The organism is Micromonospora mangrovicola (assembly GCF_047200535.1).
In the GTDB taxonomy this organism is placed as follows: Bacteria; Actinomycetota; Actinomycetes; order Mycobacteriales; family Micromonosporaceae; genus Micromonospora.
Map to the genome: position 1 here is coordinate 1 of NZ_JBJZOG010000022.1, position 26,248 is coordinate 26,248.

The 26,248-nt window shown below is 74.7% G+C and carries 22 protein-coding genes; 7 read left to right on the forward strand and 15 right to left on the reverse strand.

Translation table 11 applies throughout. From position 1 onward, the window contains the following. Positions 1-181 precede the first annotated feature (181 nt). Both ACL02O_RS11655 and ACL02O_RS11660 read left to right on the forward strand, forming a co-directional pair. A complete protein-coding gene (locus ACL02O_RS11655) occupies positions 182-1,309 on the forward strand; it encodes a TOMM precursor leader peptide-binding protein (protein ID WP_412818033.1) in 1,128 nt (375 codons plus the stop codon). Further along, positions 1,306-2,652 (forward strand): ABC1 kinase family protein, encoded by a 1,347-nt coding sequence (locus ACL02O_RS11660; RefSeq protein WP_412818034.1) that lies wholly within the window; start codon positions 1,306-1,308, stop codon positions 2,650-2,652. The genes ACL02O_RS11655 and ACL02O_RS11660 overlap by 4 nt, the downstream gene beginning before the upstream one ends. Positions 2,653-2,954: 302 nt before the next feature. Here ACL02O_RS11660 and ACL02O_RS11665 read toward each other — a convergent pair whose 3' ends face one another. The 3 genes from ACL02O_RS11665 to ACL02O_RS11675 form a co-directional block, all read right to left on the reverse strand. After that, on the reverse strand, positions 2,955-3,320 hold the full coding sequence (locus ACL02O_RS11665) for a WhiB family transcriptional regulator (RefSeq protein WP_091068617.1): 366 nt from the start codon (positions 3,318-3,320) through the stop codon (positions 2,955-2,957). A 142-nt stretch (positions 3,321-3,462) separates the two neighbouring features. Then, entirely contained in the window at positions 3,463-3,717 is a 255-nt protein-coding gene (locus tag ACL02O_RS11670) for a hypothetical protein (protein WP_412818035.1), read from the reverse strand. Positions 3,718-3,853: 136 nt separating this feature from the next. Further along, the gene (locus ACL02O_RS11675; protein ID WP_412818036.1) at positions 3,854-6,004 is read right to left on the reverse strand and encodes an ATP-dependent DNA helicase UvrD2; all 2,151 of its coding nucleotides are present in this window, start codon (positions 6,002-6,004) and stop codon (positions 3,854-3,856) included. Between the two features lie 93 nt (positions 6,005-6,097). Here ACL02O_RS11675 and ACL02O_RS11680 point away from each other — a divergent pair, with 93 nt between their 5' ends. After that, the gene (locus ACL02O_RS11680; RefSeq protein WP_412818037.1) at positions 6,098-6,340 is read left to right on the forward strand and encodes a mycoredoxin; all 243 of its coding nucleotides are present in this window, start codon (positions 6,098-6,100) and stop codon (positions 6,338-6,340) included. A gap of 67 nt (positions 6,341-6,407) precedes the next feature. Here ACL02O_RS11680 and ACL02O_RS11685 read toward each other — a convergent pair whose 3' ends face one another. Then, positions 6,408-7,679, reverse strand: coding sequence for an MFS transporter (locus ACL02O_RS11685; RefSeq protein WP_412818038.1), 1,272 nt, complete (start codon positions 7,677-7,679; stop codon positions 6,408-6,410). Between the two features lie 232 nt (positions 7,680-7,911). Between ACL02O_RS11685 and ACL02O_RS11690 the strand changes: the two genes are divergently transcribed. The 3 genes from ACL02O_RS11690 (at position 7,912) to ACL02O_RS11700 (ending at position 9,841) form a co-directional block, all read left to right on the forward strand. Next, positions 7,912-8,889, forward strand: coding sequence for a helix-turn-helix domain-containing protein (locus tag ACL02O_RS11690; RefSeq protein WP_412818039.1), 978 nt, complete (start codon positions 7,912-7,914; stop codon positions 8,887-8,889). 74 nt (positions 8,890-8,963) lie between these two features. Further along, a complete protein-coding gene (locus tag ACL02O_RS11695) occupies positions 8,964-9,203 on the forward strand; it encodes a DUF397 domain-containing protein (protein WP_412818040.1) in 240 nt (79 codons plus the stop codon). A 368-nt stretch (positions 9,204-9,571) separates the two neighbouring features. Next, positions 9,572-9,841: a hypothetical protein gene (locus ACL02O_RS11700; protein ID WP_412818041.1), complete on the forward strand. Its 270-nt coding sequence runs from the start codon at positions 9,572-9,574 to the stop codon at positions 9,839-9,841. 242 nt (positions 9,842-10,083) lie between these two features. Here ACL02O_RS11700 and nudC read toward each other — a convergent pair whose 3' ends face one another. From nudC to ACL02O_RS11750, 10 genes are all read right to left on the reverse strand, one after another. Next, a complete protein-coding gene (nudC, locus tag ACL02O_RS11705; RefSeq protein ID WP_412818042.1) occupies positions 10,084-11,031 on the reverse strand; it encodes an NAD(+) diphosphatase in 948 nt (315 codons plus the stop codon). A 37-nt stretch (positions 11,032-11,068) separates the two neighbouring features. Beyond that, positions 11,069-12,394, reverse strand: coding sequence for a M16 family metallopeptidase (locus tag ACL02O_RS11710; RefSeq protein ID WP_412818100.1), 1,326 nt, complete (start codon positions 12,392-12,394; stop codon positions 11,069-11,071). 67 nt (positions 12,395-12,461) lie between these two features. Next, positions 12,462-13,772 carry a M16 family metallopeptidase gene (locus ACL02O_RS11715; protein ID WP_412818043.1) on the reverse strand — a complete coding sequence of 437 codons (1,311 nt, stop codon included), beginning with the start codon at positions 13,770-13,772 and terminating at the stop codon, positions 12,462-12,464. 98 nt (positions 13,773-13,870) lie between these two features. Continuing rightward, on the reverse strand, positions 13,871-14,068 hold the full coding sequence (locus ACL02O_RS11720; protein ID WP_412818044.1) for a hypothetical protein: 198 nt from the start codon (positions 14,066-14,068) through the stop codon (positions 13,871-13,873). Between the two features lie 114 nt (positions 14,069-14,182). After that, complete coding sequence (locus ACL02O_RS11725) at positions 14,183-15,442, reverse strand: DEAD/DEAH box helicase (RefSeq protein ID WP_412818045.1); 1,260 nt, start codon at positions 15,440-15,442, stop codon at positions 14,183-14,185. Between the two features lie 183 nt (positions 15,443-15,625). Further along, a complete protein-coding gene (gene cspE / locus ACL02O_RS11730; RefSeq protein ID WP_007464836.1) occupies positions 15,626-15,829 on the reverse strand; it encodes a transcription antiterminator/RNA stability regulator CspE in 204 nt (67 codons plus the stop codon). A 203-nt stretch (positions 15,830-16,032) separates the two neighbouring features. Next, positions 16,033-19,587, reverse strand: a complete 3,555-nt coding sequence (locus ACL02O_RS11735) for an ATP-dependent helicase (protein WP_412818046.1) — start codon at positions 19,585-19,587, stop codon at positions 16,033-16,035. Then, the gene (locus ACL02O_RS11740; protein ID WP_412818101.1) at positions 19,584-23,159 is read right to left on the reverse strand and encodes an ATP-dependent helicase; all 3,576 of its coding nucleotides are present in this window, start codon (positions 23,157-23,159) and stop codon (positions 19,584-19,586) included. The genes ACL02O_RS11735 and ACL02O_RS11740 overlap by 4 nt, the downstream gene beginning before the upstream one ends. Before the next feature lie 142 nt (positions 23,160-23,301). Further along, the gene (locus ACL02O_RS11745; protein WP_412818047.1) at positions 23,302-23,847 is read right to left on the reverse strand and encodes an LOG family protein; all 546 of its coding nucleotides are present in this window, start codon (positions 23,845-23,847) and stop codon (positions 23,302-23,304) included. 3 nt (positions 23,848-23,850) lie between these two features. Next, positions 23,851-24,729, reverse strand: a complete 879-nt coding sequence (locus ACL02O_RS11750) for an LOG family protein (RefSeq protein WP_412818048.1) — start codon at positions 24,727-24,729, stop codon at positions 23,851-23,853. A 156-nt stretch (positions 24,730-24,885) separates the two neighbouring features. Between ACL02O_RS11750 and ACL02O_RS11755 the strand changes: the two genes are divergently transcribed. Continuing rightward, positions 24,886-25,047, forward strand: coding sequence for a hypothetical protein (locus tag ACL02O_RS11755; RefSeq protein ID WP_412818049.1), 162 nt, complete (start codon positions 24,886-24,888; stop codon positions 25,045-25,047). A 62-nt stretch (positions 25,048-25,109) separates the two neighbouring features. On the opposite strand, the gene dapE is transcribed toward ACL02O_RS11755, so the two are convergent. Next, positions 25,110-26,183, reverse strand: a complete 1,074-nt coding sequence (gene dapE / locus ACL02O_RS11760; RefSeq protein WP_412818050.1) for a succinyl-diaminopimelate desuccinylase — start codon at positions 26,181-26,183, stop codon at positions 25,110-25,112. Positions 26,184-26,248 lie beyond the last annotated feature (65 nt).

The following is a 26,248-nucleotide window of genomic DNA, read 5'->3' on the forward strand; positions in this document are numbered from 1 at the left end:
CCCCCCCCCCCCCCCCCCCCCCCCCCCGCGCGTGTCCGCCCCCTGACTGTCGGCTCGCCGACACCGGTTACCGGCCCGCTGTGGACAACCTCGGGTCTTCCTGTGGACAACCCTGGGCGGGAGCGGGCGCACCTGTGGACAACGATCGACGGATAGCAGGGACACGGTCACGATCCGTGTCATGGCCCAGCCGATTCCGCTCCCCCGCCCCACCCTCCTGCCCGGCCTGATCCGCCTCTGGCGGGACCGGCACACCCTCCAGCTCGGGGTCGAGCCCGGCCGGGCGGTGCTGCTGGAGGTGGCGAACCCGCGGGCCACCCGGCTGCTCGACCTGCTGGACGGCACCCGCAGCGAGCGGGCCGTGCTGGCGCACGCGGCCACGGCCCAGGTGCCGTCCGAGGACGCCCGGGCCCTGCTCGACACGCTCCGGGCCGCCGGCCTCGTCGTGCCGGCACACAGCCTGCTTCCCCGCGACCTCGCCGGTCCGGTCCGGGCGCGGCTCGCCGAGGAGGCGGACGCCCTGGCGCTGGCCGCGCCGGGACCACCCGCGACGCCGGCCCAGGTGGTGCGCCGGCGCCGGGCCGCCCGGGTGCTGGTCACCGGCGCCGGCCGGCTCGGCGCGGCAATCGCCGTCGGGCTGGCCCAGGCCGGCGTCGGACACGTGACGCCCGAGCTGGCCGGTCCGGTCCGCCCGGCCGACCTGGTCGGGACCGGGCTCACCGCCGCCGAGGTGGGGCGGCCGCTGGCCACGGCGGTCCGCGGCGCGCTCGGCCGGTGCGCCCCCGGCACGGCCACCGCCCCACTCCGGCGCAGCCGCCTCGACCTGGTGGTCCGGCTCGGTACCGACCGACCCGCCGCCCTGCTGGCCACCGGGTACGCCCAGCGCCGGCAGCCCCACCTCCTGGTCGACCTGCGCGGCGGCGTACCGGTGATCGGTCCGCTGGTCCGGCCGCCGGTCGGCCCCTGCCTGAACTGCCTCGACCTGCACCGGGTCGACCGGGACCCGGCCTGGCCCCGGCTCGCTGCCCAGCTCGCCGCCGACGACGGTGGACGCGGCTGCGCCACGAGCACCCGACTCGCGGCGGTGGCGTACGCGGTCGCCGAGGCGCTGGCCCAACTCGACGGGGGCACCCCGGAGACCCTCGGCTGCGCGGTCGAGATCGCCGGGGCGGGCCGCTTCCGGCGCCGCCAGTGGCCACCGCACCCGTCCTGCCGATGCTGCGGACGTCGCCCGATCCGGGGCCGCCCCACCCGCTCCCGGCTTCGTAGCAGCAGCGGGCCCACCGAGTCGGTAACAATGACCAGGTGACCGACATCCCGCGCCGGGCCGTGTCCCGGACCGCCAAGCTCGCCGCTCTGCCGCTCGGCTTCGCCGGTCGAACCGTACTCGGCATGGGCAAGCGGGTCACCGGGCTCGCGTCCGACGTCATCTCCGCCGAGATCCAGCAGCGCACGGCCGAACAGCTCTTCAGCGTGCTCGGCCAGCTCAAGGGCGGGGCGATGAAGTTCGGCCAGGCGCTGTCGGTCTTCGAGGCGGCACTGCCGGACGAGATCGCCGCGCCCTACCGGCAGGCACTAACCAAGCTCCAGGAGGCCGCCCCGCCGCTGCCGGCCGCCACCGTGCACAAGGTGCTGCTCGAGCAGCTCGGGCCGGAGTGGCGGGACCGGTTCGTCGAGTTCGACGACACGCCGGCCGCCGCGGCCAGCATCGGCCAGGTGCACCGCGCAATTTGGCGCGACCCCGGTTACGGCCCGGACGGCGCCCCGAACCATCGGGACGTGGCCGTGAAGATCCAGTACCCGGGTGCCGGCGACGCCCTGCTCGCCGACCTGAAGCAGCTCTCCCGGCTGGGCGGCATGTTCCGTGCGATCCAGCCCGGGCTGGACGTCAAACCACTGCTGGTCGAGCTGCGTGAACGGATCACCGAGGAGCTGGACTACGAGCTGGAGGCCGAGTCGCAGCGGGCCTTCGCCGCGGCGTACGCCGACGACCCGGACATCCACATCCCCGCGGTGCTGGACGCCTCGCCCCGGGTCCTGATCACCGAGTGGGTCGAGGGAACGCCGCTGGCGGAGATCATCCGGTCGGGCACGGAGGAGCAGCGCGACGAGGCCGGGCGGCTGATGGCGGAGCTGCACCTCTCCGCGCCGATGCGGGCCGGGCTGCTGCACGCCGACCCGCACCCGGGCAACTTCCGGCTGCTGCCCGACGGCCGGCTCGGGGTGATCGACTTCGGCGCGGTGGCGCGGATGCCGGAGGGCACACCCGAGCCGATCGGCCGGCTGGCAGGGCTGGCGCTGCGCCGCGACGCGGACGCGGTGGTAGCCGGGTTGCGTGAGGAGGGCTTCGTCAGCCAGAGCGAGCCGATCGACGCGCCGGCCCTCCTGGACTGGCTGCAACCGATGCTGGCCCCGGTCGCCGAGGAGGAGTTCCGGTTCACCCGGGCCTGGCTGCGCGGGGAGGCGACCCGGCTGGCCAGCCCCCGGTCGCCCGCGTTCCAGCTGAGCCGGCAGCTCAACCTGCCGCCGGCGTACCTGATGATCCACCGGGTGACGCTCGGCTCGATCGGGGTGCTCTGCCAGCTGGAGGCGAAGGCGCCGTACCGGGCGATCCTGGAGCGCTGGCTGCCCGGCTTCGCCCCGGTGGGCTGAACGACGGACAAGCCGCGGGGGCGGCGGCCATCCGGCCGCCGCCCCCGTCGTGTTCGGTAGTGATCTAGAGAGCGCCCAGGTCGCGAGCCGCCTGGCTGCGGCTGCGCATCGCGACGGTACGGGCGGAACGGGTTGCCTCAGTGCTCGTGGTGGTGCGACCGGCCTGAGGCCGGCGCATTCGAGCCCGGGACAGCGCTTCGTGGATTAGTTGCATCTCGGTTCCGTTCGGCAGGTGCAGCATCGTTTCGACTTTCTCGCTCGGCCGGTGGGATACCGGCGGGACGGATGGAACGCAGGTTGTGTCAGGCTGCCAGCCGGACCGCGCTGCGCGACTCGGACAGCCCGCTGGCCGCCAGTCGCGCCTCGGCCTCGACCCGGAGCTGGGCGTCACGGGCGAGGTCCTCCTTGCGCGGACGGCCACGGGGCCGCTTGCGCGGGACGACCGCGCCACGCTCGAAGATCTCGCCGCCCCAGACGCCCCAGGGCTCGGCCCGCTCCACCGCGCCGGCCAGGCACTCGACGCGCAGCGGGCAGTCCCCGCAGAGCGACTTGGCCAGCTCGAGCTCGGTGGGCGAGTCGGAGAACCACAGGTCGGGGTCGAACTTCCGGCAGGGCAGGTTCGCCTCCACCTCGACGCTCACGTCGAGCGGGGCCAACGCCAGACTCATCCTCCGGTCACCTCTCTCTCACTTCGATCTCGTGGATCGCATTTCCGACGTACTTCGGCACTACGGCGGTGCAAAAAAACTGAGGCCGCGGATCCCGGTGTGCGGGTTCCGCGGCCTCGAGGTGAGCCGGTGGTCTGGTGGATCAGACCGGTCTACCTCGAGGTGGAACACCGCGGACATCCGTACGCTTCTTGGCGACACCGATGCCCATGCCCGTGAAGCCACTGGTCCCTTCGACTCCAGTCAGGAGCGCCACGGTCAGGTTCAGCTCGGCCTGAACCCGGACCTGGTGCACCTGCGGAACCGACGGTCGAGCGGCAAGGGCCACCCGGACAGCCGACAGCGGAGCGCAGGCAGCTGGCATCGCCGCCGGACGCTCGTAGATGTAGGTCTCCATTGATGCCACCTCCCTGACTTTCCTCGTGCCGACCATGGACTCGCCCCCCTTGAGCAGCCAGAATGGCGCTGCTCGCGAGGTGTGCCATGAGGCTATTCCTCGCTCGTGGGCGAGGGCAAACGAATTACGGCCAGATTTAGAAACTTTTCTGCGGGCAGACCTCGTCCACCTCCGCGCCGGCCACCAGGGCCAGCACGGTATCGCCGTAAAGTCCCAGTTTGCGGGGGCCGATGCCGGCGATCGCGATCAGCTCCTCGGTGCGGCCCGGCTTCCGCTCGGCCAGCGCGGTGAGCGTCGCGTCGGTGAAGACCACGTACGCCGGGACCTTCTGCGCCCCGGCCACCCGCTGCCGCCACTCGCGCAGCCGCTCGTACAGCTCCTCGTCGATGTCGGACGGGCAGGTCGGGCAGCGGCCCAGCTTCCGGTCCGCCCCGGCGAGCAGGGTTGCACCGCAGATCCGGCAGGAGACCACCTGGGTGCGCCGCCGCTCGGTCCGCCGGGCCGCGCCGGCGCCGGCCCGCTCGGTGCCGCCGCCCGAGCGGTCGAGCTGCGGCAGGAAGCGGGAGGGTCGGCGGGCCCGGCCACCCGGCGAGCGGGCCCCGGCGTACGACAGCCAGAGCCACTCCCGCGCCCGGGTGATCCCGACGTAGAGCAGCCGCCGCTCCTCCTCGACCTGCTCGGGGGTCTTCGCGTACGTGGTGGGCAGGGTGCCCTCGGCCAGGCCGACCAGGAAGACGGCGTCCCACTCCAGGCCCTTCGCCGAGTGCAGCGAGGCGAGCGTCACCCCCTCCACGGTGGGCACGTGCTGCTGCGCCGCCCGCCGGGCCAGCTCCTCGTTGAAGTCCGCGAGGGTCACCGGCCGCTCGATCGCGGCGGCCTCGCCGATCGGGGTGACCTCCGGCGTCGCCGCGTACTCCTCGGCGAGCTGGAGCAGGGCGGCGAGTGCCTCCCACCGCTCCCGTGCAGCGCCGCCGGCCGGGGGCGCGTCGGGGGCCCAGCCGACCGCACCGAGGCCCTCCACCACGGCGGCCGGCAGCGGGGTCTCCCCCGGGATGGAGCGGGTGGCGGCCCGCAACGCCACCATCGCCTGGCGCACCTCGGGCCGCTCGAAGAAGCGTTCCGCCCCCTGCACCACGTACGGCACCTCGGCCTCGGTGAGCGCCTTCTCGTACGCCTCGGACTGCGCGTTGGTGCGGAACAGCACGGCGATCTCCCGCGCCGGGGTGCCCCCGTCGATCAGCGTCCGGCAGCGGGCGGCGACCGCGTTGGCCTCGGCCGGCTCGTCAGTGAAGATCCGCAGCTCGGGCTCCGGCCCGGGCGGACGCTGGCCGTGCAGCTCCAGCCGCAGCCGGGCCTCGGCGCCCCGGGCCTGCGAGATCACCGCGTTGGCCAGCCCGACCACCTGCGGGGTGGAGCGGTAGTCGCGGACCAGCCGGACCACGGTGGCGCCGCGGTACCGGCGCGGGAAGTCGACCAGGTACGACGAGGTGGCCCCGGTGAACGAGTAGATGGTCTGGCTGGCGTCGCCGACCACGGTGAGATCGTCCCGGCCGCCGAGCCACGCCTCCAGCAGCCGCTGCTGGAGCGGGTTGACGTCCTGGTACTCGTCGACGACGAAGTGCCGGTACTGACCGCGTACCTGCTCGGCGACGTCGGCGTGCTCCTCGATGCCCCAGACGGCGGCGCGCAGCATGTCCTCGAAGTCGATCACGCCATTGCCGCGCTTGAGCTTCTCGTACGCGGCGAAGACCTCGGCCACCTTCGCCGGCTCGTACGGGGTCTCCCGCAGTGCCTTGGCCGCGGCCACCACGTACTCGGACGGCTCGACCAGGGCCGACTTCGCCCACTCGATCTCGCCGGCCAGGTCGCGGGCGGCGGCCCGGTCGGCGCGCAGGCCGACCTTGGCGGCGGCCAGGGTGACCACCCGCACCTTGCTGTCCAGCAGCTCGGGCATGGCCCGCCCCTCCAGCAGCCGGGGCGCGAAGTAGCGGACCTGGCGCAGCGCCGCCGCGTGGAAGGTGCGGGCCTGCACGCCGGCGACGCCCAGCGCGGTGAGCCGGGCCCTCATCTCGGCGGCGGCCCGCGCGGTGAAGGTGACCGCCAGCACGTGCCGGGCGGAGATGTCCCCGGTGAGGGCGCGGTGGGCGATCCGGGAGGTGACCGCCCGGGTCTTGCCGGTGCCCGCGCCCGCCAGGATGCAGACCGGGCCGGCCGGTGCGGTCACCGCGGACCGCTGCTCCGGATCCAGTCCGGCCAGCACCCGTTCCGCCGCTGAGTGAACCACCACAGCCAGGAATCATCCCAGCCCTCGCCGATGTTGCAGCGGTTAGCCTGGCCTGAATCGGACCGGGTGCGAGCCATCCCCTTGGAGGACCTGACCATGTTGACGATGTATTCCACCCCGTGGTGCGGCTACTGCCACCGGCTGAAGTCGCAGCTCGACCGGGAGGGCATCGCGTACCAGGTGGTCGACATCGAGCAGGACATGAAGGCCGCGGAGTTCGTGATGAGCGTCAACGGCGGCAACCAGACCGTCCCGACCCTGCGCTTCGCCGACGGCAGCGCGCTCACCAACCCGTCGATCAACCAGGTCAAGCAGCACCTCGCCGCACTCCCCGGCTGACCCGTTCCGGACCTGCGGAAAGCGGCCGCCCCCCACCGGGCGCGGCCGCTTTTCGTCGCTCGTGGCGTCATCGCGCGTGGCGGCGCGTCCCGGCGACGACGTCCGGATCGACGGCCGCCAGCGGGCGGCGCGGACCCGGGACGCGGACCACGGGGCGCGGCGGTGGGGTGAGCCGGCGGCCGTACCAGAGGTAACCACCGGCCACCGTCGTGACCACCCCGACCAGGGCGAAGAGCAGGCGGTAGTCGAAGACGCCGACGAGCAGCGCGCCGACGCCGATGGAGAGCGCCTGCGGACCGCTGACCAGCGCCTCCGAGGCGGCGGCGACGCGGCCGAGCAGCCCGGGCGGGGTGCGCCGCTGGACCAGCGTGTTGAGCCCGACCATGGTCAGCGGCAGGGACATCCCCGCCAGCAGCAGCGCCAGCACGCCGAGCCAGAGCCGGGGGTACGCCAGCGCCAGCGCGGCGGGCCCGAAGAAGGTCACCCCGGCGGCGAGGGTGCCCACCTCCCCGACCCGGCGCACCACTGTCGCGGAGAGGAGCCCGCCGGCCAGCCCGCCGATCCCCTGCACGGTGACCAGCACGCCGACGAACGCGACGTCCCGGCGCAGCCCCTGGTCCACGTACGCGAAGATCAGTGACTCGGTGAAACCCATCACCAGCGAGCCCAGCCCGTAGCCGAGCAGGGCCCGGCGCAGCGCGGGCTCCCCGGCCAGGTGCCGCAGTCCGGCGCCCAGCTCGGCCGGCCAGCGCAGGCTCGGGCCGGACGGCGCGGTCTCGGTGGCCCGGAGCAGGCCGACAACGGCGGCGGCGGTGACGAAGCCGGTCATCGCGATGGCGACCAGCAGCCAGCCGCCGACGGCGGCGTAAACCCCGGCCCCGGCGAGCGGGCCGACCAGCCGGAGGCCCTGCCGGACGGTCTGCAGCACACCGTTTGCGTCGGCCAGCAGCTCGCTCGGGACCAGGTGCCGGATCAGCCCGCTCAGTACCGCGCTCAACGTGATGTACGACAGGCCGTACAGGGCCGCCACCACGTAGATGACCCGGACGTCGGCCCGGTCGCGAACCACGAAGAGCGGGCTGAGCAGCACGGCCGCGCCCAGGTTGGCGGCCACGAAGAAGGGCCGGCGGCGGTACCTGTCGACCACCCAACCGACCAGCGGGGCGAGCGTCATCGGCGCGATGATGGCGAAGATGGTCGCGCCGGCCATCCCGTCCGACCCGGTCAGGTCCTTCACCCAGACGGCGAGAGCCAGCAGCAGGACCGACTCGGCCGCCATGCTGGCGACCACGGCCACGAAGAGTAGACGGAAGTCGGGGCGACGCAGGACGGTGCGCATCGGGTTTCCTCCCGAGGGGCGGCGCCCGCGGCGGGCGCGTCGGGGACGGGCGCCGGGCCCCGGACCTGCTGGTCCGGGGCCGTGGGCGCCCCTCCACAGTCCTCTTTTTTGTCTCGTGACACGCCCTCGCCGGAACCTCCGACACCGGTCACGCCGTCCATACTGACCGTGGGGGGCGAATTTCATACAGTTACCGTCGCGTCCTGCGACGGTCGACGGAGAAGAGGACAGAGTGCCTCCTACCGCACCAGGCCCGATCCTGCGCCGACGCCGGCTCGGGACCGAGTTGCGCCGACTGCGCGAGCAGGCCGGCCTCACCGGGGACCAGGTCATCGAACGGATCGGCTGGGCCTCGGCGTCCAAGCTGTCCCGACTGGAGAACGGGCGCAGCCGCCCTGACCCGGACGACGTGGCCGCCCTGCTCAGCCTCTACCGCGCCGGGGACGGGCAGCGCGACGAGCTGCTGGCGATCACGCACGAGGCCGGCGACATGCGCGGCTGGCTGCGCAACTTCCCGGTGATGACCGAACAGCAGCGCGCGTTCGCCGAGCTGGAGGCGGGCTGCTCGGAGATCTCGGAGTACAACCCGGTGCTGGTCCCGGGCCTGCTCCAGACCCCCGGGTACGCCCGGCACCGGATCGTCTCCGCGGCGCGGGTGACGGAGCAGGCCGGCGACCCGGAGGGCGGCGAGAAGCCGGAGACCGAGGTACGCGCACGCCAGGCGCGCCAGTCCCTGCTGACCCGTCCCGACGCGCCCCGCTACACGGCGGTGCTGGAGGAGGCGGCGCTCGGCCGGCGGGCCGGCCCGCCGGAGATGCTGCACGAACAGCTCGTCCACCTCTGCGAGCTGGCCATGCTGCCGAACGTCACCCTGCACCTGCTGCTGCGGGACACCCGGATCGGCGACGGGTACCTGCCGCCGACCGCCTTCTCGGTCTACCGGTTCGCCGATCCCCTCGATCCGGAGACGCTCGCCATCGAAGGTGGGTTCACCGACGTCATGTCGACCGAGGTAAACACCCTAAATCGCTATAAAGTGGTGTTCGAGTGGCTATGCTCGGCGGCGCTCTCCGCATCGGACACCCTCTCCTGGCTCATCGAGGGGACGGGACGGCCCGACACGGCAGTCGAGTCCACAGTGACGTTCGGGCCGGCAACGGCGCCGGCCCAGCGCCGCCGCGACCCGGGGCGCCTGACCACGGACCGGTGATCCACGCCGGACCGCCGGTCCGGCCCACGGCGTCACTCGTCCCCATCGGAGCACTCCAGACCAGGAGCAGAACCATGAACGAGATCCGCAGCAGCTCGCCCGACCTCGCCCAGCAGCTCACCGCCGCCGCCTGGCACAAGAGCACCCGGAGCCAGACCTCGAACTGCGTGGAGGTCGCGCCGCTGCGTACCGGGCCGGCGGCGGTGGCGCTCCGGGACAGCAAGGACCGCGGCGGGCCGGTACTGCTGTTCAACCGGGCCGGATGGCTGGGCTTCATCGCCGGCGCGAAGAACGGTCAGTTCGATCTGAACTGATCCACCCGGGGCGCGCTGCCGGCGACTCGCCGGTGCCGAGGCCCGCGCGACGTCCGGCACGCTGGAGGTCCGTCCGGGTACCGGCGAACATCCGGACGGGCCGACGCCGCCGCCACTCGTCGGCCGGGCCGGGCGCGGCCGGGCAGCGTCCCGGGAAACCCGCCCCACATCTCGGGGGCCGTCGGCATCGGACCGGCGGCCCCTTCGCGCGTCCACCCACGACAACGGTGCTGACCTGTGATCCCCCGATCGGTCTACGGCCGCGAACAATCGTCGAGTTTCACTTGCTGGGACAGTCACCGGGCGTAACATGTCGAAAGAGTGACGTGGAAATTCCAGCGCGTATCCGTCCGTACCGGGGGACACTCATGCGGTTCCTGATCGTCCGCACCGAGATCCGTGCCGTCGCCGAGACCGACATCGCCGCCGCGTGGACGGGCGGTGGCCGGCTGCGGGACGAGACCACCGCGCCGGAGCCACGCCGACAGGTCGTCCACGCCGAGGACCGGGACGCCGCGCTGCTGCTGGCCCGGGCGCTGGCGTCGGTAGGTGCCGTCCGCTGCGGCCGGCACCGGGTCAAGGTGCTGCCGATCGACGATCAGAACCTGGCGTACCCGTACCGCTGGAGCGGCGGTTGACCCGCATCTGACGTCCGTCGTGGCCGGCCCGGCTCCCCCGCCGCGTTCCTCGCCCAACCCGGCCACGACGGGCCGTGTTCCCGGCCCGTGACCGCCGCGGCAACGACGGTCACGGGCCGGGCCGCGTCTTCGACCAGGATCGTGTCGGCGACCCGAATCCCTACCGCGCGTTCCTGCCGGGTCGCCGACCCGACCGGGCACGACGGACCGGCCCGCCGGATCGACGCCGTGCGCCGGGGCGGTCAGCAGTGGCCGTCGAGCCAGCGGTGGACCAGGAACAGCGCGATCGAGGAGGGCGGCGGGAGCACCAACCGGTCGCCGCCGTCCACCGTGACCGGCTCCCCGGCCAGCGCGGCGCCGATCTCCCGGCGGGTGAACCAGCGGGCGTGCGCGATCTCGGCCGGGTCGACCCGGATCGGCTGGTCGGCGTCGGCCCGAGCCAGGAAGCCGAGCATCAACGAGCCGGGGAACGGCCAGGACTGACTGCCCGCGTACCTGATCTCCCCGACCCCGACGCCGACCTCCTCGCGGACCTCGCGGAGCACCGCGGCCTCGGCGGACTCCCCCGGCTCGACGTAGCCGGCCAGGCAGGAGTAGCGGCGCTGCCCCGGGCTGCGCGCCCAGGTGGCGTTGTTACCGAGCAGACAGCGCCCGTCCGGTCCGTCCACCCCGTCGTGGATCAGCACGATCATCGCCGGGTCGGTGTGCGGCCAGACCCGCTCGCCACCCGGGTCGATCCGTGACCAGCCGGCCTCGTCGACCTGGGTCCGGTGCCCGGTGACCGAGGAGTAGCCGTGCCGGACGTGCCAGTTCAGCAGGGCCAACGCGGTGGTGAAGAGGCCCGCGTCCCGGTCGACCAGGAGGTGGCCCACCTCGCGCAGGTTGGCCCGCCGGGTGTCGGGCAGCTCCGGCAGCGGCGAGTCCACCGCGAAGACCGGTACGCCGTCCGGCTCGACGCCGAGGAACATCGGCACCGAGCGGGGCACCGCGGGCAGCTCGCCGGACCCGATCAGCACCAGCTCCGGCGGGGCCGCCTCGCCGCGGACCAGCGCCCGGCCGTCGTCGGCCGAGTCGAGCACCAGCACCCGGGCCCGTTCCCACGCCTCGGCGAGCCAGTCCGGGTCGGTACGCCGGTGCGCCGCCCGGTTCAGCGTGGCCCGGGCCAGCGGCGGGGCCGTCTCGCCACTCACGCCGCCGCCTCGTCGCCGAGCCACCTGGTTCGCCCGCTCACGCCGACTCCGTCCGGACCGGGGTCAGCGCGGCGAGCGGGTCGGCGACGCGCTCGGCGTCCCCGAGCACGACGGTGACCGCCTTCGCCGGGGCGAGGTAACGCGCGCCCGCCTCGGCCACGTCGTCCACGGTCGCCCTGGCCAACCGGGCGGCGTGCTCGGCGAGGAAGTCCAGGCGCAGCCCGTTGCCGGCGTACGCGCTGGTCAGCGAGGCCAGGCCGGCCTGGGTGGACATGCCGAGCTGGAGCGTGCCGAGGGCGTACTGCCGGGCCTGCTCCAGCTCGTCCGGCTTCGGTGGCAGGGCGGCCAGGCGGCCCAGCTCGTACCTGGTCTCCAGCAGCACGGGAGCGGTCACCTCGGTGGCCACCTCGGCGGCGGCGACCAGCACCGATCCGGCGACCGAGTGCTCGACCACCGAGTGCGGCCCGTACGTGTAGCCCTTGTCCTCCCGGATGTTCTCCACCCAGCGGGAGGAGAAGTAGCCGCCGAAGACCAGGTTGGCCAGTTGCAGCGCGGCGTGGTCGGGATGGGTGCGGGGCACCGCGGGCAGGGCGATCCGCAGCGAGGACTGCACCGAGCCGGGCCGGTCGACCAGCAGCAGCGGGCCGGGCTCCAGCGGTGGCGCGGGCGGCAGCTCGGCCGCCCGCCCGTCGCCGTTCCAGCCGGCCAGCGCCCGCTCCGCGGCGTCCAGGGCGCGCTCCGGCTGCACGTCGCCGACCAGCACCAGCACCGCGCCGGCCGGATGCACCCGCTCGGCGTGCAGTTTGCGCAGGGCGGGGGGCTTGACCGCGCGGACCTGGTCCGGCTCGGGTGTCTGGATCGCGTACGGGTGCCGGCCGTAGATCCGCTTGAGCAGCGCGGTCCGCGCCAGGTGCGCGGGCTGGCTCTGGGCGACCTGGATCCGGTCGACCAGCCGGTCCCGCTCGGTCTCCACCCAGTCGGCCGGGTAGCTGGCCCCGGTCAGCACCTCGGCGAGGATCTCCAGCATCCGGTCCAGGCCGGTGACCAGGCCCGCGCCGGAGAGCATCAGCCGGTCGGGGTCGACCCCGGCGGAGAGCCCGCCGCCGACCTTCTGCAGCTCGGCGGCGATCTGGTTGGCGGTCATCGTGGCGGTGCCGGCGAGCACGGTCTGCGCCAGCACCGCGCCCCGGGCCAGGTGGATCCGCCCGAACGGCATCCAGAGCCGCAGCTCGACCAGGGGCACCGCAGGCCGGCGTACGGCGATCACGGTGAGCCCGTTGCCGAGCGTGCGCTCGGCCTGGCTGGGCAGTTTGAGCCGGCGGTTCGGGCCGAGCGGCGGCAGCGGCCGGGTCCCGGTCTCCATGGTTGCCGTCACTGAGCCTCCTTTGTTCGCGACTGCGGTGCTCGCAACCCCGGCTCGCTCCTCGCGCTCACCCGGCACCTCCGGCGATGACCTCGATGGACGCGCGGCGCTCCGGCCGCAGGGTGGCGGCGGCGGCCCGGACCTGCTCCTCGGTCACCTCGCCGACCAGCCGGGGCAGCTCGTTGAGCAGCCCCGGTTCGCCGCGCTGCTGTTCCAGGACGGCCATCCGCAGCGCCCGGCCGAGCACCGCGTCGGTGTCCCGCAGCAGGTGGGTGGCCATCCTGGCCTGGGTACGGGCGAGCTCCCCCTCGGCCAGCCCGTCGGTGGCCAGCCGGTCAAGCTCCTCGTCGACGGTGCGCAGCACCTTCTCCACGTCCCCGCCGGGCGGCAGGTGGGACTGGAGCAGCAGGGCGGTGGGGTCGCGGACGTCGAACGGGTCACCCATGAAGCCGAGGTAGCCGCCGACGCTGGTCACCGACCGGTCCCGCTGGACCAACCGCTCGACCAGCCGGGAGGCGTCCCCGTCGGTGAGCACCTCGGCCAGCACCACGTACGGCAGGTAGCCGGCGAAGTCGGTCACCGGGTCGGGCACCCGCCAGGCGCCGGCCACCGCCGGCAGCGGAGCCAGCTGGTCGGTGTACGAGGTGCGTCGCTCGGCGGTCAGGTCCGGCTCGGCGAAGTCGGGCCGTTCCGGGGCGGGGCGGGCCGGCACGTCCCCGAAGTGCCGCTCGATCAGCGTGGTCGCCTCGGCCACGTCGAGGTCGCCGCTGACGGCGAGGACCGCGTTGCCGCTGGCGTAGTAGCGGCGGAAGAAGTCGGCAGCGTCGGCGACGGTGGCCGACTCCAGGTCGTCGAAGGAGCCGTAGCCGTCGTGGGCGTTGGGGAAGGTGTCGAACATGACCGGCGGCAGGGTCAGCCAGGGGAAGCCGCCGTACGGCCGGTTGAGCACATTGACCCGGATCTCCTCCTTGACCACGTCGACCTGGTTGCGCAGGTTCTCCTCGGTCAGCCGGGGGCCGCGCATCCGGTCGGCCTCGAGGAACAGCGCCCGTTCCAGCGCGTTGCTCGGCAGGGTTTCGAAGTAGTCGGTGTAGTCCAGGTGGGTGGAGCCGTTGAAGGTGCCGCCGGCGCCCTGGACGTGCCGGAAGTGGGCCAGCTTCTCCAGGTTCTCCGAGCCCTGGAACATCAGGTGTTCGAAGAGGTGGGCGAAACCGGTGCGGCCCCCCGGCTCGGACCGGATGCCGACGTCGTAGACCACCGCCACCCCGATCACCGGGGCGCTGCGGTCGGGGGTGAGCACCACCCGCAGGCCGTTGTCGAGGGTGAACCGCTCGACCGGGTACTTCGTCGCTGGAATTCTCGCTCTCCGCGTCGGCACGAGATCGACCCTACTGCGTCGGCACCGCCCGCACCCGCGGTGTGGCGCGGCACTCTCCGCGACCGTCTCCCGAGTGACCCGGGGCCGGGACGTCCCGCTCAGCCGGTGGCGGTGGGGCCGGCCCCGGCGGGGCTGCTCGGCGCGTGGAGACCGACCAGCCCGGCGGGCGCGGTGCCCCCGGGTACGGGGTGCCACGGCGCGAAGGCCGCGACCATGGCGAGCGCCAGACCCGCCCCCGCGACCGCGAGCACCAGCAGCAGCTCGCGGGTCGCCCCCGAGCCGTCGTCGCCCGCCATGGTCACCCCTCCCGGGCGGCCGGCTCTCCCGGCCGCGTGTCCCCCGCCCCAGCATCACCGGCCGGGCACGGAGAAACAGTCGGCCATCGGACCCACCGGGCGCCGATCCCCGACTCAACGACGACGCGGGCGCCGGGAGCGCGGAGGGCGGGCGGAGTGCGCGGGCGAGGGCTGGGGCGGCGTGGCGATGGTGACCGGGACCCCGGACGGCTCGCGGGCGCCGGTGACCCGGCTCAGCTGCGCATCGCCGGGGCGTACCTGGGCCGTCCGAGGGGTGATCCCGGCGACGCTCATCAGCCGGGAGACGTCCCGGCGCTGCTCGGGCAGGACCAACGTGACGACCGTGCCGGACTCCCCCGCCCGGGCGGTGCGCCCACCCCGGTGCAGGTAGTCCTTGGCCTCGGTCGGCGGGTCGGCGTTGACCACCAGGTCGAGCCCGTCGACGTGGATGCCCCGGGCCGCCACGTCGGTCGCGACCAGCGCGGTGACCTGCCCGGTGCGGAACTGCTCCAGGATCCGGGTGCGCTGCGGCTGGGTCTTGCCGCCGTGCAGGGCGGCGGCGCGTACGCCCTTGGCGAGCAGTTGGCGGGCCATCCGGTCGGCCCGGTGCTTGGTCGCCATGAACAGGATGGTGCGCCCCTCGCGGGCCGCGATGTGGGCCAGCGCGGCCGGCTTGTCCGCCGCCTCGATGTGCAGCACGTGGTGGGTCATCGCGGTCACCGTGGCGGTGCCCGGGTCGACGGAGTGCGTGACCGGGTCGGTGAGGAAGCGGCGGACGAGCTTGTCCACGCCGCGGTCCAGGGTGGCCGAGAAGAGCAGCCGCTGCCCACCCGGGGCGACCTGATCCAGCAGCTTCGCCACCTGCGGCAGGAAGCCCATGTCGGCCATCCGGTCCGCCTCGTCCAGCACGGTGATCGCCACCTGGTCCAGCCGGGCGTCACCCCGGTCGATCAGGTCGTGCAGCCGGCCCGGAGTGGCCACGAGCACCTCGGCGCCGGCGCGCAGCGCGTCCGCCTGTCGCTGGAGGGAGAGCCCGCCGACCACGGTGGCGCAGCGCAGCCCGACCGCGCGGGCGTACGGGCCGAGGGCCGCGGTGACCTGCTGGGCCAGTTCCCGGGTGGGCACCAGCACCAGGGCGAGCGGCCGGCCGGGGCGGGCCCGGTGGCCGGCCGTGCGGTGCAGCAGCGGCAACCCGAAGGCGAGCGTCTTGCCCGAACCGGTCCGGCCGCGGCCGAGCACGTCCCGGCCGGCCAGCGAGTCGGGCAGCGTCGCCGCCTGGATCGGGAACGGCTCGGTGATGCCCTGTGCGGTCAGCTCGGCGACCAGCGCGGTGGCCAGGCCGGTGGCGGCGAAGGTGGGGACGGTCATGGTCATGCGGTGGTGCCTTCCTCGACGCGGCACGTGTCGAGGAAGGGCGCCGGGAGCGGCGCGTCACCGGCGTGGCCGGTGGTCACAAGCACGAACCGAAAGCGGTACGGGCCGGTCCGCCGCGCGGCGGACCGGCCCGGGCCACCGCGGCCCCGAGGGCGCGGTGGGTGGTACTGGATGATCCGGAGATCAGAGCGGGCGGATGTTCTCCGCCTGCGGGCCCTTCTGGCCCTGGGTCACCTCGAACTCGACCCGCTGGTTCTCGTCCAGGCTCCGGTAGCCGGAGGACTGGATCGCGGAGAAGTGGGCGAAGACGTCGGCGCCGCCGCCGTCCGGGGTGATGAAGCCGAAGCCCTTGTCAGCGTTGAACCACTTGACGGTGCCAATTGCCATTTGTTCGTCTCCTTGACGGAACGTTCGGACCCGCACCTGTTGCGGGCCGAAGGTGAGTGCGTCGCGCGGAGGTGCGCGGTGCACCTGTCGCTGCTGGTCGCCCCGCCCGGAGAACTCCGGACACAACAAAGAGCGCCTGGGGCCACAATCCGCCAGGCGCACACAGAGTCTCTGGAAACCAAAACTGCAACGCAGCAACAGTATCACGAACCGCGCGCCTCCGAACCCACCACCGGCGCTTCCGGCACGCCGGCGACCAGCGCGGCCAGCCCGTCGGCGTCGAGCAGGTCCGCCGGCCGGACGGTGACCCCGTCCCGGACGTAGTGGAAGGCGGCCCCCATTCGCTCGACCGGCACGCCGGCCAACTCGGCCCAGGCCAGCCGGTAGACGGCGAGCTGCACCGCCGCCGCGTCGGCCTCCCGCCCGGTGGGCTGTCGGCCCGTCTTCCAGTCGACCACGTCGTACCGGCCGCCGGGGCGGGCGAAGACGGCGTCCATCCGGCCGCGCACCACCACGTCGGCGATCACCGTGGCGAAGGGCACTTCCACCTCCACCGGCACCCGGTCCGCCCACTCGCTGGCCAGGAAGCGCTCCTGAAGCTCGGTGAGCGCCTCGTCCGGGGCGGCGTCCTCGTCCGCCGCGCCGGGCAGCTCGTCCACGTCGAGCAGCCGGTCGGCGCCGAACCGCTGCTCCAGCCAGGTGTGGAAGGCGGTGCCCCGCCGGGCGTACGGGTTGGGCTCGGCGGGCATCGGCCGGCGCAGCGCCCGGGCCAGGGCCTCCGGGTCGCGGCGCAGCGCCACCAACTGGGTCACCGAGAGGTGCTCGGGCAGCTCGACCTCGACCGCCTCGGCCCCGCGCAGCAGTTCGGCCCGTTCGGCGAGGAGCAGCTCGGCCTCCCGCCGCCAGCGCGCCACCTCGGGGTCGTCGGCGGGGTGCCCGACGGCTCGGGCCGGCCCGACCGGCTCCCCGCGGGCACCGGAGGCCGGACCGTCCACCGGTACGCCGCCCCGGGACGCCGGCCCACCCTCGGTCGCCGGTCCGCCGCCGGTGGCGGGTGCACCGTCCGGGACGGGCCGCGCCGCCGCGCCGGCCGCCAGGACGGCCTCCTCGCGGCGGGCCGCGTCGGGGTCGGCGAGGTAACGGCGGACCAGGGCGGCGGCCTCGGCCAGAGCCGGTCGGCGCGCGCCGAGCGGGTCGGCCGGCCACTCGGCCCGGAGCACCTGCTCGGTGGTCGGATTCACCGCGTCCCCGGCCGGCTCGGGCGCCCACTCGTCGACCAAGTGCCCGTCGGCGCCGTCCAGGCAGGCGTCGTGCACCTCGCGCAGGAAGACCGAGGGGCCGCGGAACTTCTTCGTCCCCTCCCCCCACCAGTAGCCGGAGCAGAGCAGCAGCCGCCGGGGCCGGGTCACCGCCACGTACGCGAGCCGCCGCTCCTCCCGCTCGTCGTGGGCCCGCCAGGCGTCGGTGAAGTCCTCCAGCGCCCGGGCCACCCCGCGCTGGTCCTCCGCCCGGGCCAGGCCCAGCTCCGGGAGCCCGTCGGCGTCGCCGCGCAGCGGGAACGGCAGCACGCCCAGCCCGCCCAGCCAGTGGTCGGAGTTGCGCACCGGCCCCGGCCAGACGCCCCGGGTCAGCCCGGCGACCGACACCACGTCCCACTCCAGCCCCTTGGCGGCGTGCGCGGTGAGGATCTGCACCGCGCCTTCCACCACCTCCACCTCGCCGGGGGTGAGGCCCCGCTCCTCGTCCTCGGCGGCGGCCAGGTAGGCGAGAAACCCGGCGAGCGTGGCACCGGGCGTCTCGCCGCTGAACCGGGCCGCCACGTCGCCGAGCGCGTCCAGGTGCCCCCGGGCCAGGCCGGCGTCGCCGGTGCCGTCCCGGCCGGCCCGGACCGCCACCTCCACGTCCAGGCCGATGGTCCGCTCGATGTCCGCGATCAGCTCCGGCAGGGACTGGTCCAGCCGGTAGCGCAGCAGGGCCAGCTCCATCCCGTACGCGCGCAGCCGGGCGTACCCCTCCGCCGAGTACGCCTGCGCCGGGCCGAGGTCGGCGAGCGCCTCGACCAGCGTCGCCTCGTCCAGCGCGTCCACAGTGATCTCCGGCCCGTCCCCGCCGGCCAGTTCCCGCCGGGCCCGGGCGATCGCCTTGGCCCGCCGGTGCAGGGCGACCAGGTCGCGTGGCCCGATCCGCCACCGCGCGCCGGTGAGCAGGCGCAGCAGCGCCGCGCCGTCGGTCGGGTCGGCGAGCACCCGCAGCGTACAGACCACGTCGCGGACCTCGGGGGTGTCCAGCAGGCCGCCGAGCCCGACCACCTCGACCGGTAGGCCCCGGGCGCGCAGCGCGGACTCGATCGCGGGGATCTGGCTGCGCAGCCGGACCAGCACGGCGGTGGTGGGGCGCTGCGGCACCGGGATGTGCTCGGGCAGTGCGCCCGGCGTGCCGGCCGCGCCGCGCCAGGCGGCCAGCACGCTGTCCGCGATCCAGTCGGCCTCGTCGGCGTACGTGTCGAGCAGCGCGCAGTGCACGGTGCCGGCGGCCCGGCCGCGCGGGCTGCGGTGCGGGATCGGCTCGCGGACGCTGAGCGCGGCGTGCAGCTCGGGCACCCGCGCGCCGGCCGCCCGCAACGGGACCGAGAGCGCGTTGGCGACGCCGAGGATCTCCGGCCGGTTGCGCCAGCTGGTGGTGAGACTCAGCACCTGCGCGGCGGTGCCGTCGGCGCAGGCGAACTCGGCCGGGAACCGGTCCAGCGTGCCCGCGCTGGCACCGCGCCAGCCGTAGATGGACTGACAGGGGTCGCCCACGGCGGTGACCGGGTGGCCGCCGCCGAAGAGCGCGTTGAGCAGCACCACCTGGGCGTGGCTGGTGTCCTGGTACTCGTCGAGCAGCACCACCCGGAAGCGGTCCCGCTCGATCACCCCGACGCCGGGGTGGTCCCGGGCCACCCGGGCGGCCCGGGCGAGCTGGTCGGCGAAGTCCATCGCCTCGAAGTCGTCCTTGCGCCGGGCGTACGCGCGGACCAGGGGCAGCAGCTTCAACCGGGTCTGCTGGAGTTGCAGCGCCCGGCGCGCGTCGGCGTAGACCCGGCCGGGTCGGGACTGCACGTCGGCGAAGAAACGGCCGGTCCAGGCGGCCAGGTCGTCCGGGTCGACCAGGTGCTCGTCCAGCTCCCCGGCCAGCGCCAACACCGCGTCGGTGATGGTGCTGGGCATCCGGTCCACCTCGGACATGTCCCCGTCGTAGTTGCGGACCAGCAGGTCGACAAGCTGCCAGCGGGACGCCTCGGTGAGCAGCCGGGTGGTCGGCTCGTAGCCCGCCCGCAGCCCGTGCTCGGTGACGATCCGCCCGGCGTACGAGTGGTAGGTGGAGACGGTCGGCTCGCCCGCGAGGGGGTCGTCGTGCGGGTCCCGGCGCTGCCGGCCGAGCCGGCGGATGAGCTGGTCGAGCCGGGTCCGCACCCGGTGCGCCAGCTCGCCGGCCGCCTTGCGGGTGAAGGTGAGGCCGAGCACCTGCTCGGGCCGGACGTACTGGTTGGCGACCAGCCACACCACCCGGGCGGCCATCGTCTCGGTCTTGCCGGAGCCGGCACCCGCGACCACCAGCAGCGGTTCGACCGGCGCGGCGATGATCGCGGCCTGCTCCCGGGTGGGGGCCGGCAACCGCAGCAGCTTCGCCAGCTCCACCGGGGTGTAGCGGGGACCGGCGTCGGCGGTGCGGGGCGCCGGGGTGGCGCCGCCGCTGAACAGGGTCGGCTGGGTGGTCACGGCTGCTCCGTGGGTGGCTCGACGACCTGCCGGCCCTGCCCGGACACCGGGCAGCTGGTCCGCACCGGGCAGACCCGGCACTTCGAGTTGGCGACCGCCGCGAAGGTGGCGGCGGCCATCGTATCCGCGGTGCGCCGGACCAGCGCGGTGGCCCAACCGACCTCGGGGCCTTCCCCGGCGGCGGCCTGGGCCTGCTCCTTGGCGTCCCTGGCCCCGGTGCCGAGCTGCACCAGCGCGGCGCCCCCGGACTCCTCGCCGAACTCGGCGAACGCCCCCGCTTCGACCGCCGCCTGGTACGCCCCGAGCTGCGGGTGCTCGGCGACCTCCCGCTCGGTGACCGCGGTGGACTTGCCGGTCTTCAGGTCGATCACCACGAGTCGCCCCTCGGCGTCGACCTCCAGCCGGTCCACCCGGCCGGTCAGCTCGATCGGGCGGGTCGGGTCGTCCAGCCGGACGGCGAACTCGTGCTCGATGGCGAGCAGCCGGCGCGGGTTGCCGGCCAGCCAGCGGAGCAGCTTGTCCACCATGGCCTCGGCGCGCTGCCGTTCCGGGCCGACCATCCAGCGGGCGGCCAGCTCGATCGCGTCGAACCGGGCGGCCACGTACTCCAGCAGGGCGGTCCGGTCGACGCTGGCGTCCTCGGCCAGCATCGCGGCGGCGTGCACCAGGTTGCCGACCCCCTGCGCGGCGCTGGCCGGGCCGCTGCCGCCGTGCCGTTCCAGCAGCCAGCGCAGGCTGCACCGGAGCGCGCTCTCCATGGCGGACGGGGTGACCCGGACCGGCTCGCCCTCGTCGACCAGCGGCCGGTCGTCGGAGAGCCCGCGCAGCCCCCACCAGTCGTCCGGGTGCGCGCCGGGCACCCCGGCGGCGGCCAGCCGGGCCAGCTCGGCCGCCGCCGCGCGCCGCCGGCTGACCGGCACGCCCGGGTCGGTGACCGCGGTACGCAGCTCCGCCACCAGCGCGGACAGGGTGAGCCCGCGCGGCGGCAGGGTCACCGGGAGGGCGACCGGGGCGGTGTCCTGCGGGTCGTCGACCACGGGCACCGGCCCGTCCGACGCCCCGGCCGGCGCGGCACCGGCGCCGGGCCGACCCCGGCCGCCGCGCGCCCGGCCGGCGGCGGCGTCGGTCGACGTGGCGGCGTCGGTCGACGTGGCGGCGTCGGTCGGTCCGACCGGCTGCGGGCCGGGTCCGGCCGGCGCTCCTGCGTTCCCGGTCGGCGGCGGCTCGGGGGCGGCCAGCTCGTGCAGGAAGCGGCTGGGCTGCTCCTCGTGGTCGTCGCCGCCGACGGCCGCCGAGGCGACCGCGGTGACCAGCAGCCGGCGTCGGGCCCGACTGACCGCGACGTGGAAGAGGCGGCGCTCCTCGTCGAGCAGCGCCGAGGTCTGTCCGACCAGGCTGGCCCGGACACCGGTGCCGTCGGCCCGGCCGGCGAGCACGTCGACCAGCCGTTCGGAGCCGAGCAGGCTGCCGCGCAGCCGCAGGTCCGGCCAGACGCCCTCCTGCACCCCGGCGACCGCGACCAGGTCCCACTCCAGGCCCTTGGCCGCGTGGGCGGTGAGCAGGCGGACCGCCTCGCCCCGGTCGGCGCTGGCGGCGAGCGTGTCGGCGGGCAGGTCCTGACCGAGCACGTGGTCGAGGAACACCTCGGTACGCGCGCCGGGGAGCCGGTCGGTGAACCGGGCCGCCGCGTCGAAGAGCACCAGCACCGCGTCGAGATCCCGGTCGGCCGCCTCGGCCCGCCAGCGCTGCGCGGTCTCGTGCTCACCGGTGGCCGCCCGACCCCGGGTGATCGCCCCGGCCCAGCGCTCGGCCAGACCGCTGGCCCGCCACACCGCCCAGAGCACGTCCTCGGCGGTCGCGCCCGGGTTGGCGGCGGCCTGCCGGGCGGTCTCCAGCAGGTGCGCCACCGCCTGCGCGGGGGCCGCCCAGCGCCGCTCGACGGTGGCCAGCTCCGCCGGGTCGCGCAGCGCCTCGACGATCAGCTCGCCGGAGGGGCGGCGGTCGCCGCCGGCCAGCGCCAGCGCGCGGAGCCCCTGCCGCAACCGGCGCTCGGCGAGCGGGTCGGCGCCGCCCAACGGCGAGTGCAGCAACGCGACGGCGGCCTCCTCGTCCAGCCGCTCGGGTTCGAGGGCGCAGCGCAGCAGGAGCAGCAGCGGGGCCACCCCGGGCTGGAGGTGCAGCGGCAGGTCCTCGCCGTGCACGACGGTCGGCACCCCGGCGGTGTGCAGGGCGCGTTGCAGTGACGGCAGCTGCCGGCCGGTGGAGCGGACCAGCACCGCCATCCGCGACCAGGGCACCCCGTCGAGCAGGTGCGCCTCGCGCAGGGCGTGGGCCAGCCAGGCGGACTCGCTGGTGGCCGAGCGGAAGATGCGTACCTCGACGGTGCCGGGCGGGGCGTCGGGCAGCGGGTGCAGCCGGCGGTGCGCCGCCGGGCCGCGCAGCCGGCGGGCCAGCCGGGCGGTCGCCGCCAGCAGCTCCGGCCCGGCCCGGTACGACGTGGTCAGCGTGACCTGGGCGGCGGGCGCCCCGGAGGCGGTCCGGAACCGGTGCGGGAAGGTGCTCACGCCGGCCGGGTCGGCGCCACGGAAGGCGTACGTGGAGGAGTCCGGGTCGGCGAACGCGACCAGGGACTTGCCGCCGCCGGCCAGGACGGCGAGCAGGTCGAGCTGGGCGGGGTCGGTGTCGGCGAGCTCGTCCACGTAGACGTGGGCCAGCCGGCGGCGCTCGGCCGCCAGCAGCTCCGGGTCGTCGAGCAGCATGCCGGTGGCGGCCCGGACCAGCTCGGCCGGGTCGTACGCGATCGAACCCCGGTTGCTGACGTCGCGCAGGGCCAGGACGGCGACGTACTCGCGGAGGAAGCGGGCGGCGGCCGGCCAGTCGGCGCGGCCCAGCTGCTCACCCAGCCGGGCCAGCTCGACCGGGCCGACGCCCCGTTCGGCGGCGCGCATCAGCAGGTCGCGGAGCTGCTGGGCGAAGGCCCGGGTGCGCAGTGCCGGGCGCAGGTCCTCCGGCCAGCCCACCGGGTCGTCGTCCGGCTCCTCGCCGACCACGTCCAGCAGCTCGCGGATGATCAGATCCTGCTCGGGGCCGGTGAGCAGCCGCGGCGACGGCTCGCCCCGCTCGGCGGCGGCCCGGCGGAGCAGGCCGAAGGCGTACGCCGGGAAGGTGCGCACGAGCGGCTCGCGGACGACGCGGTGACCGGCACCGGCGATCCGTGCCTCGATCCGGTGGCGCAGGTCGGTGGCGCCGCGCCGGTTGAAGGTGAGCACCAGGATGTGTTCCGGGTCGACGCCCGCGGCCACCCGGGCGGCGACCGCCTCGACCAGGGTGCTGGTCTTGCCGGTGCCCGGGCCGCCGACGACCAGCATCGGCCCGTCGGTGTGCGCGACGACCTCGGCCTGCACCGGGTCCGGCCGGTGCGTCGGGTGCGCGCCATCGCCCGCCGACCCCCCGGACCGCGGCTCCGCTTCGGCCGGCCCGCCGGACCGACCACCCCCCTGCCCCGCCCCGGTGGTGTGGGAGACCCCCGTCGCCACCCCACCGGGCCGGCGCACCAACCGGTACGCCTGCATCACCGACATCCCACCACGCCGGTACGACACCTCGGACCCGGCCACCGCCCCGGGGCGCCCCAGCTCACGTCGTCGAGGAAGCCGGCGGCGCCCGCGGAGATCGACTTCGCCACCAACTCCATCATCGATGCGGCCGGGCGGGTCAGGTGAGGTGGGATTCGAGGAGGTTCAGGGCGGCGGGAACGGTGGGGGCGACCAGGAGGAGGTCAAGACCGGCCGGCTTCAGGAAATTGCGGTCGGCGAGGGTGCCCAACCAGTCGAGCAGCGGACGGTAGAAGCCGTCCGCGTCGACCAGCACCATCGGCTTGCCGTGCATGGCCAGGGTGGCGGTGGTCCACACCTCGAAGAGCTCGTCGAGGGTGCCGAGCCCGCCGGGCAGCGCGACGAAGGCGTCCGACTTCTCGATCATCAGGGTCTTGCGGCTGGCCATCCCGTCGGTGACCAGCAGTTCGTCGGCGGCCAGGTCGGCGACCTCCAGGTCGACCAACGCCTGCGGGATCACGCCGAGGGTGCGCCCGCCGGCGGCCCGCGCCCCGTCCGCCACCGCGCCCATCATGCCCACGCAGCCGCCGCCGCTGACCAGCGTGTGCCCACGCCGGGCCAGCTCCGCGCCGGTCTCGGTGGCGAGCTCCAGCCAGCGGGCGTCGAGGGTACGGGAGGACGCGCAGAACACGCAGATCGCGGCCACGCCTCAGCCCTCTCCCGCCGGACGCGGGTCCGACCCGTCGGGCGCTACGTCGGCGGCGGCCCGCTGGTCGGCGGCGACCCGGGCGACCGCCTCCGCGCGGATCGCCTCCTGCTCGGCGGAGAGCACCGCCTCGGCCTCCACGATGTGCCGGACCGCCTCGTTGACGTCGTCGGTGAGGCAGATGAGCTCCAGGTCGGTGGGACCGATCTTGCCTTCGGCGGCCATCGCGTCGCGCAGCCAGTCGAGCAGCCCGCGCCAGTAGTCGACGCCCATCAGCACCACCGGGAAGCGGGTGACCTTGCCGGTCTGCACCAGGGTGAGCGCCTCGAAGAGCTCGTCCATGGTGCCGAAGCCGCCGGGCAGCACCACGAACGCCTGCGCGTACTTGACGAACATGGTCTTGCGGGCGAAGAAGTAACGGAAGTCGATCGCCAGGTCGACCCAGTCGTTGAGGCCCTGCTCGAAGGGCAGCTCGATGCCGAGCCCGACGGAGAGCCCGCCGGCCTCGCTGGCGCCCCGGTTGGCCGCCTCCATCACGCCCGGTCCACCGCCGGTGATCACCGCGTACCCGGCCCGGGCCAGCGCGCCACCCAACTCCTCGGCCATCCGGCACTCGGCGCTGTCCGGCTTGCTGCGGGCCGACCCGAAGACGCTGACCGCGGGTGGCAGGTCGGCCAGGGTGTCGAAGCCCTCGACGAACTCCGACAGGATGCGCAGCGCCCGCCAGGCGTCCTTGGTCTTCCAGTCGCCCCTGCCCCGGGAGTCCAGCAGCCGCTGGTCCGCGGTGCTGGTCGGGATGGCCCGGTTGCGCAGCGTGACGGCGCCCCGGTGCCGCTCCGCGCCCGGGCCGCGGCCGGGTGGCCGCCCGTCGCTCTGGCTCATGCAGCCACCGTAGTGGAGGCGGGTCGGACGGGTGCGGAGGCCGGCCAGCCGACGAAATTCTTCGCGATCTTGGGCAACTAATTCGGTCGCCCGTACGTCTTACTATTCACATACGGGGTATGCCCCGGCGCGTTGCCTTCGGGGGAGGAGCAAGCGTTGATCAGCAACACCGAGATGGTCCGGATCCGCCGGCAGATGCAGCGGCGGATCCGCGACGTGGTGGCCGAGCGCCGCCGTGCCCGGATGATGGAAGCCCACCACACCGAACTCACCGGCGAGTCCGCCGAGACGGACGCCTCGCTGGGTACGGCCGTCTGACGGCCGGCCGGCACGACCTGGGGGTCCGCGTCACCGACGCGGGCCCCCGTCGCATCCCGGCGTCAGGCCGAGGCGAGCCAGCGGTGCAGGGTGGCCGCGCCGTCGCGGATCTTGGCCAGCTCGACGTGCTCGTCCTTGTGGTGGGCCAGGTTGGGGTCACCGGGGCCGAAGTTCAGCGCCGGAGTGCCCATGGCCGCGAACCGGGCCACGTCCGTCCAGCCCAGCTTGCCGATCGGGGCCGCGCCCACCGCGGCCAGGAACTCCTGCGCCGGCGGGTTGTCCAGCCCGGGGGCCGCGCCGGCTGCCGCGTCGGTGACCGCCAGGTCGAAGCCGGCGAAGACCTCACGCAGGTGCGCCTCGGCCGCCGCCGGGTCGCGGTCCGGGGCGTACCGGTAGTTGATCTCGATCTCGCAGTGGTCCGGGATGACGTTGCCGGCCACCCCGCCGGTGATCCGCACCGCGTTCAGGCCCTCGCGGTAGTCGCAGCCCTCGATGGTCACCCGGCGCGCCTCGTAGGCGGTCAGCCGGCGCAGCACCTCGCCCGCGCCGTGGATCGCGTTCACCCCGTACCAGGACCGGGCCGCGTGGGCCCGCTCGCCGTGCGTGGTGACGATCGCCCGCATGGTGCCCTGGCAGCCGGCCTCGACGATCCCGTACGTCGGTTCCAGCAGCACCGCGAAATCGGCCTGGAGCCACTCCGGATGGGCCTGGGCGACGAGCGTGAGGCCGTTGTACCTCGACTCGATCTCCTCGGCCTCGTAGAAGAAGTACGTGACGTCGTAGCGGGGGTCGGGCAGGGACACCGCCAGGTGCAGCGCGAAGGCCACCCCGGACTTCATGTCGGAGGTGCCGCAGCCGTACATCAGGTCGCCGTGCATGGTCGACGGGAAGTTGTCGTTGAGCGGGACGGTGTCCAGGTGGCCGGCGAGCACCACCCGCTGCGCCCGGCCCAGGTCGGTACGCGCCATGACGGTGTTGGAGTGCCGGAACGTGGTCAGGTGCGGAACGCCCCGCAGCACCTCCTCCACGCAGTCGGCGATCGCCTTCTCGTTGAGCGAGACGGACTCTATGTCGACCAGCGCGCGGGTGAGCGCCACCGGATCAGCCAGGACCTCGGGGGTCAACGGGTTCTGCATGTGTGGCACGGTACCGTCAATTGCGGCGAGCGCGAGGAGTGAGCTGGGGAGACCCTTGCGCGAGC

What these genes read in the sequence shown, in the direction of transcription:
- ACL02O_RS11670 (WP_412818035.1), bottom strand. Translation starts at nt 3,717, where the DNA reads ATGGAGACCTACATCTACGAGCGTCCGGCGGCGATGCCAGCTGCCTGC.
- ACL02O_RS11680 (WP_412818037.1), top strand. Translation starts at nt 6,098, where the DNA reads ATGTTGACGATGTATTCCACCCCGTGGTGCGGCTACTGCCACCGGCTG.
- ACL02O_RS11720 (WP_412818044.1), bottom strand. Translation starts at nt 14,068, where the DNA reads ATGGCGGGCGACGACGGCTCGGGGGCGACCCGCGAGCTGCTGCTGGTG.
- ACL02O_RS11700 (WP_412818041.1), top strand. Translation starts at nt 9,572, where the DNA reads ATGCGGTTCCTGATCGTCCGCACCGAGATCCGTGCCGTCGCCGAGACC.
- ACL02O_RS11725 (WP_412818045.1), bottom strand. Translation starts at nt 15,442, where the DNA reads ATGACCATGACCGTCCCCACCTTCGCCGCCACCGGCCTGGCCACCGCG.
- ACL02O_RS11740 (WP_412818101.1), bottom strand. Translation starts at nt 23,159, where the DNA reads ATGCAGGCGTACCGGTTGGTGCGCCGGCCCGGTGGGGTGGCGACGGGG.
- ACL02O_RS11710 (WP_412818100.1), bottom strand. Translation starts at nt 12,394, where the DNA reads ATGGAGACCGGGACCCGGCCGCTGCCGCCGCTCGGCCCGAACCGCCGG.
- ACL02O_RS11685 (WP_412818038.1), bottom strand. Translation starts at nt 7,679, where the DNA reads ATGCGCACCGTCCTGCGTCGCCCCGACTTCCGTCTACTCTTCGTGGCC.
- cspE (WP_007464836.1), bottom strand. Translation starts at nt 15,829, where the DNA reads ATGGCAATTGGCACCGTCAAGTGGTTCAACGCTGACAAGGGCTTCGGC.
- ACL02O_RS11750 (WP_412818048.1), bottom strand. Translation starts at nt 24,729, where the DNA reads ATGAGCCAGAGCGACGGGCGGCCACCCGGCCGCGGCCCGGGCGCGGAG.
- ACL02O_RS11695 (WP_412818040.1), top strand. Translation starts at nt 8,964, where the DNA reads ATGAACGAGATCCGCAGCAGCTCGCCCGACCTCGCCCAGCAGCTCACC.
- ACL02O_RS11665 (WP_091068617.1), bottom strand. Translation starts at nt 3,320, where the DNA reads ATGAGTCTGGCGTTGGCCCCGCTCGACGTGAGCGTCGAGGTGGAGGCG.
- dapE (WP_412818050.1), bottom strand. Translation starts at nt 26,183, where the DNA reads ATGCAGAACCCGTTGACCCCCGAGGTCCTGGCTGATCCGGTGGCGCTC.
- ACL02O_RS11655 (WP_412818033.1), top strand. Translation starts at nt 182, where the DNA reads ATGGCCCAGCCGATTCCGCTCCCCCGCCCCACCCTCCTGCCCGGCCTG.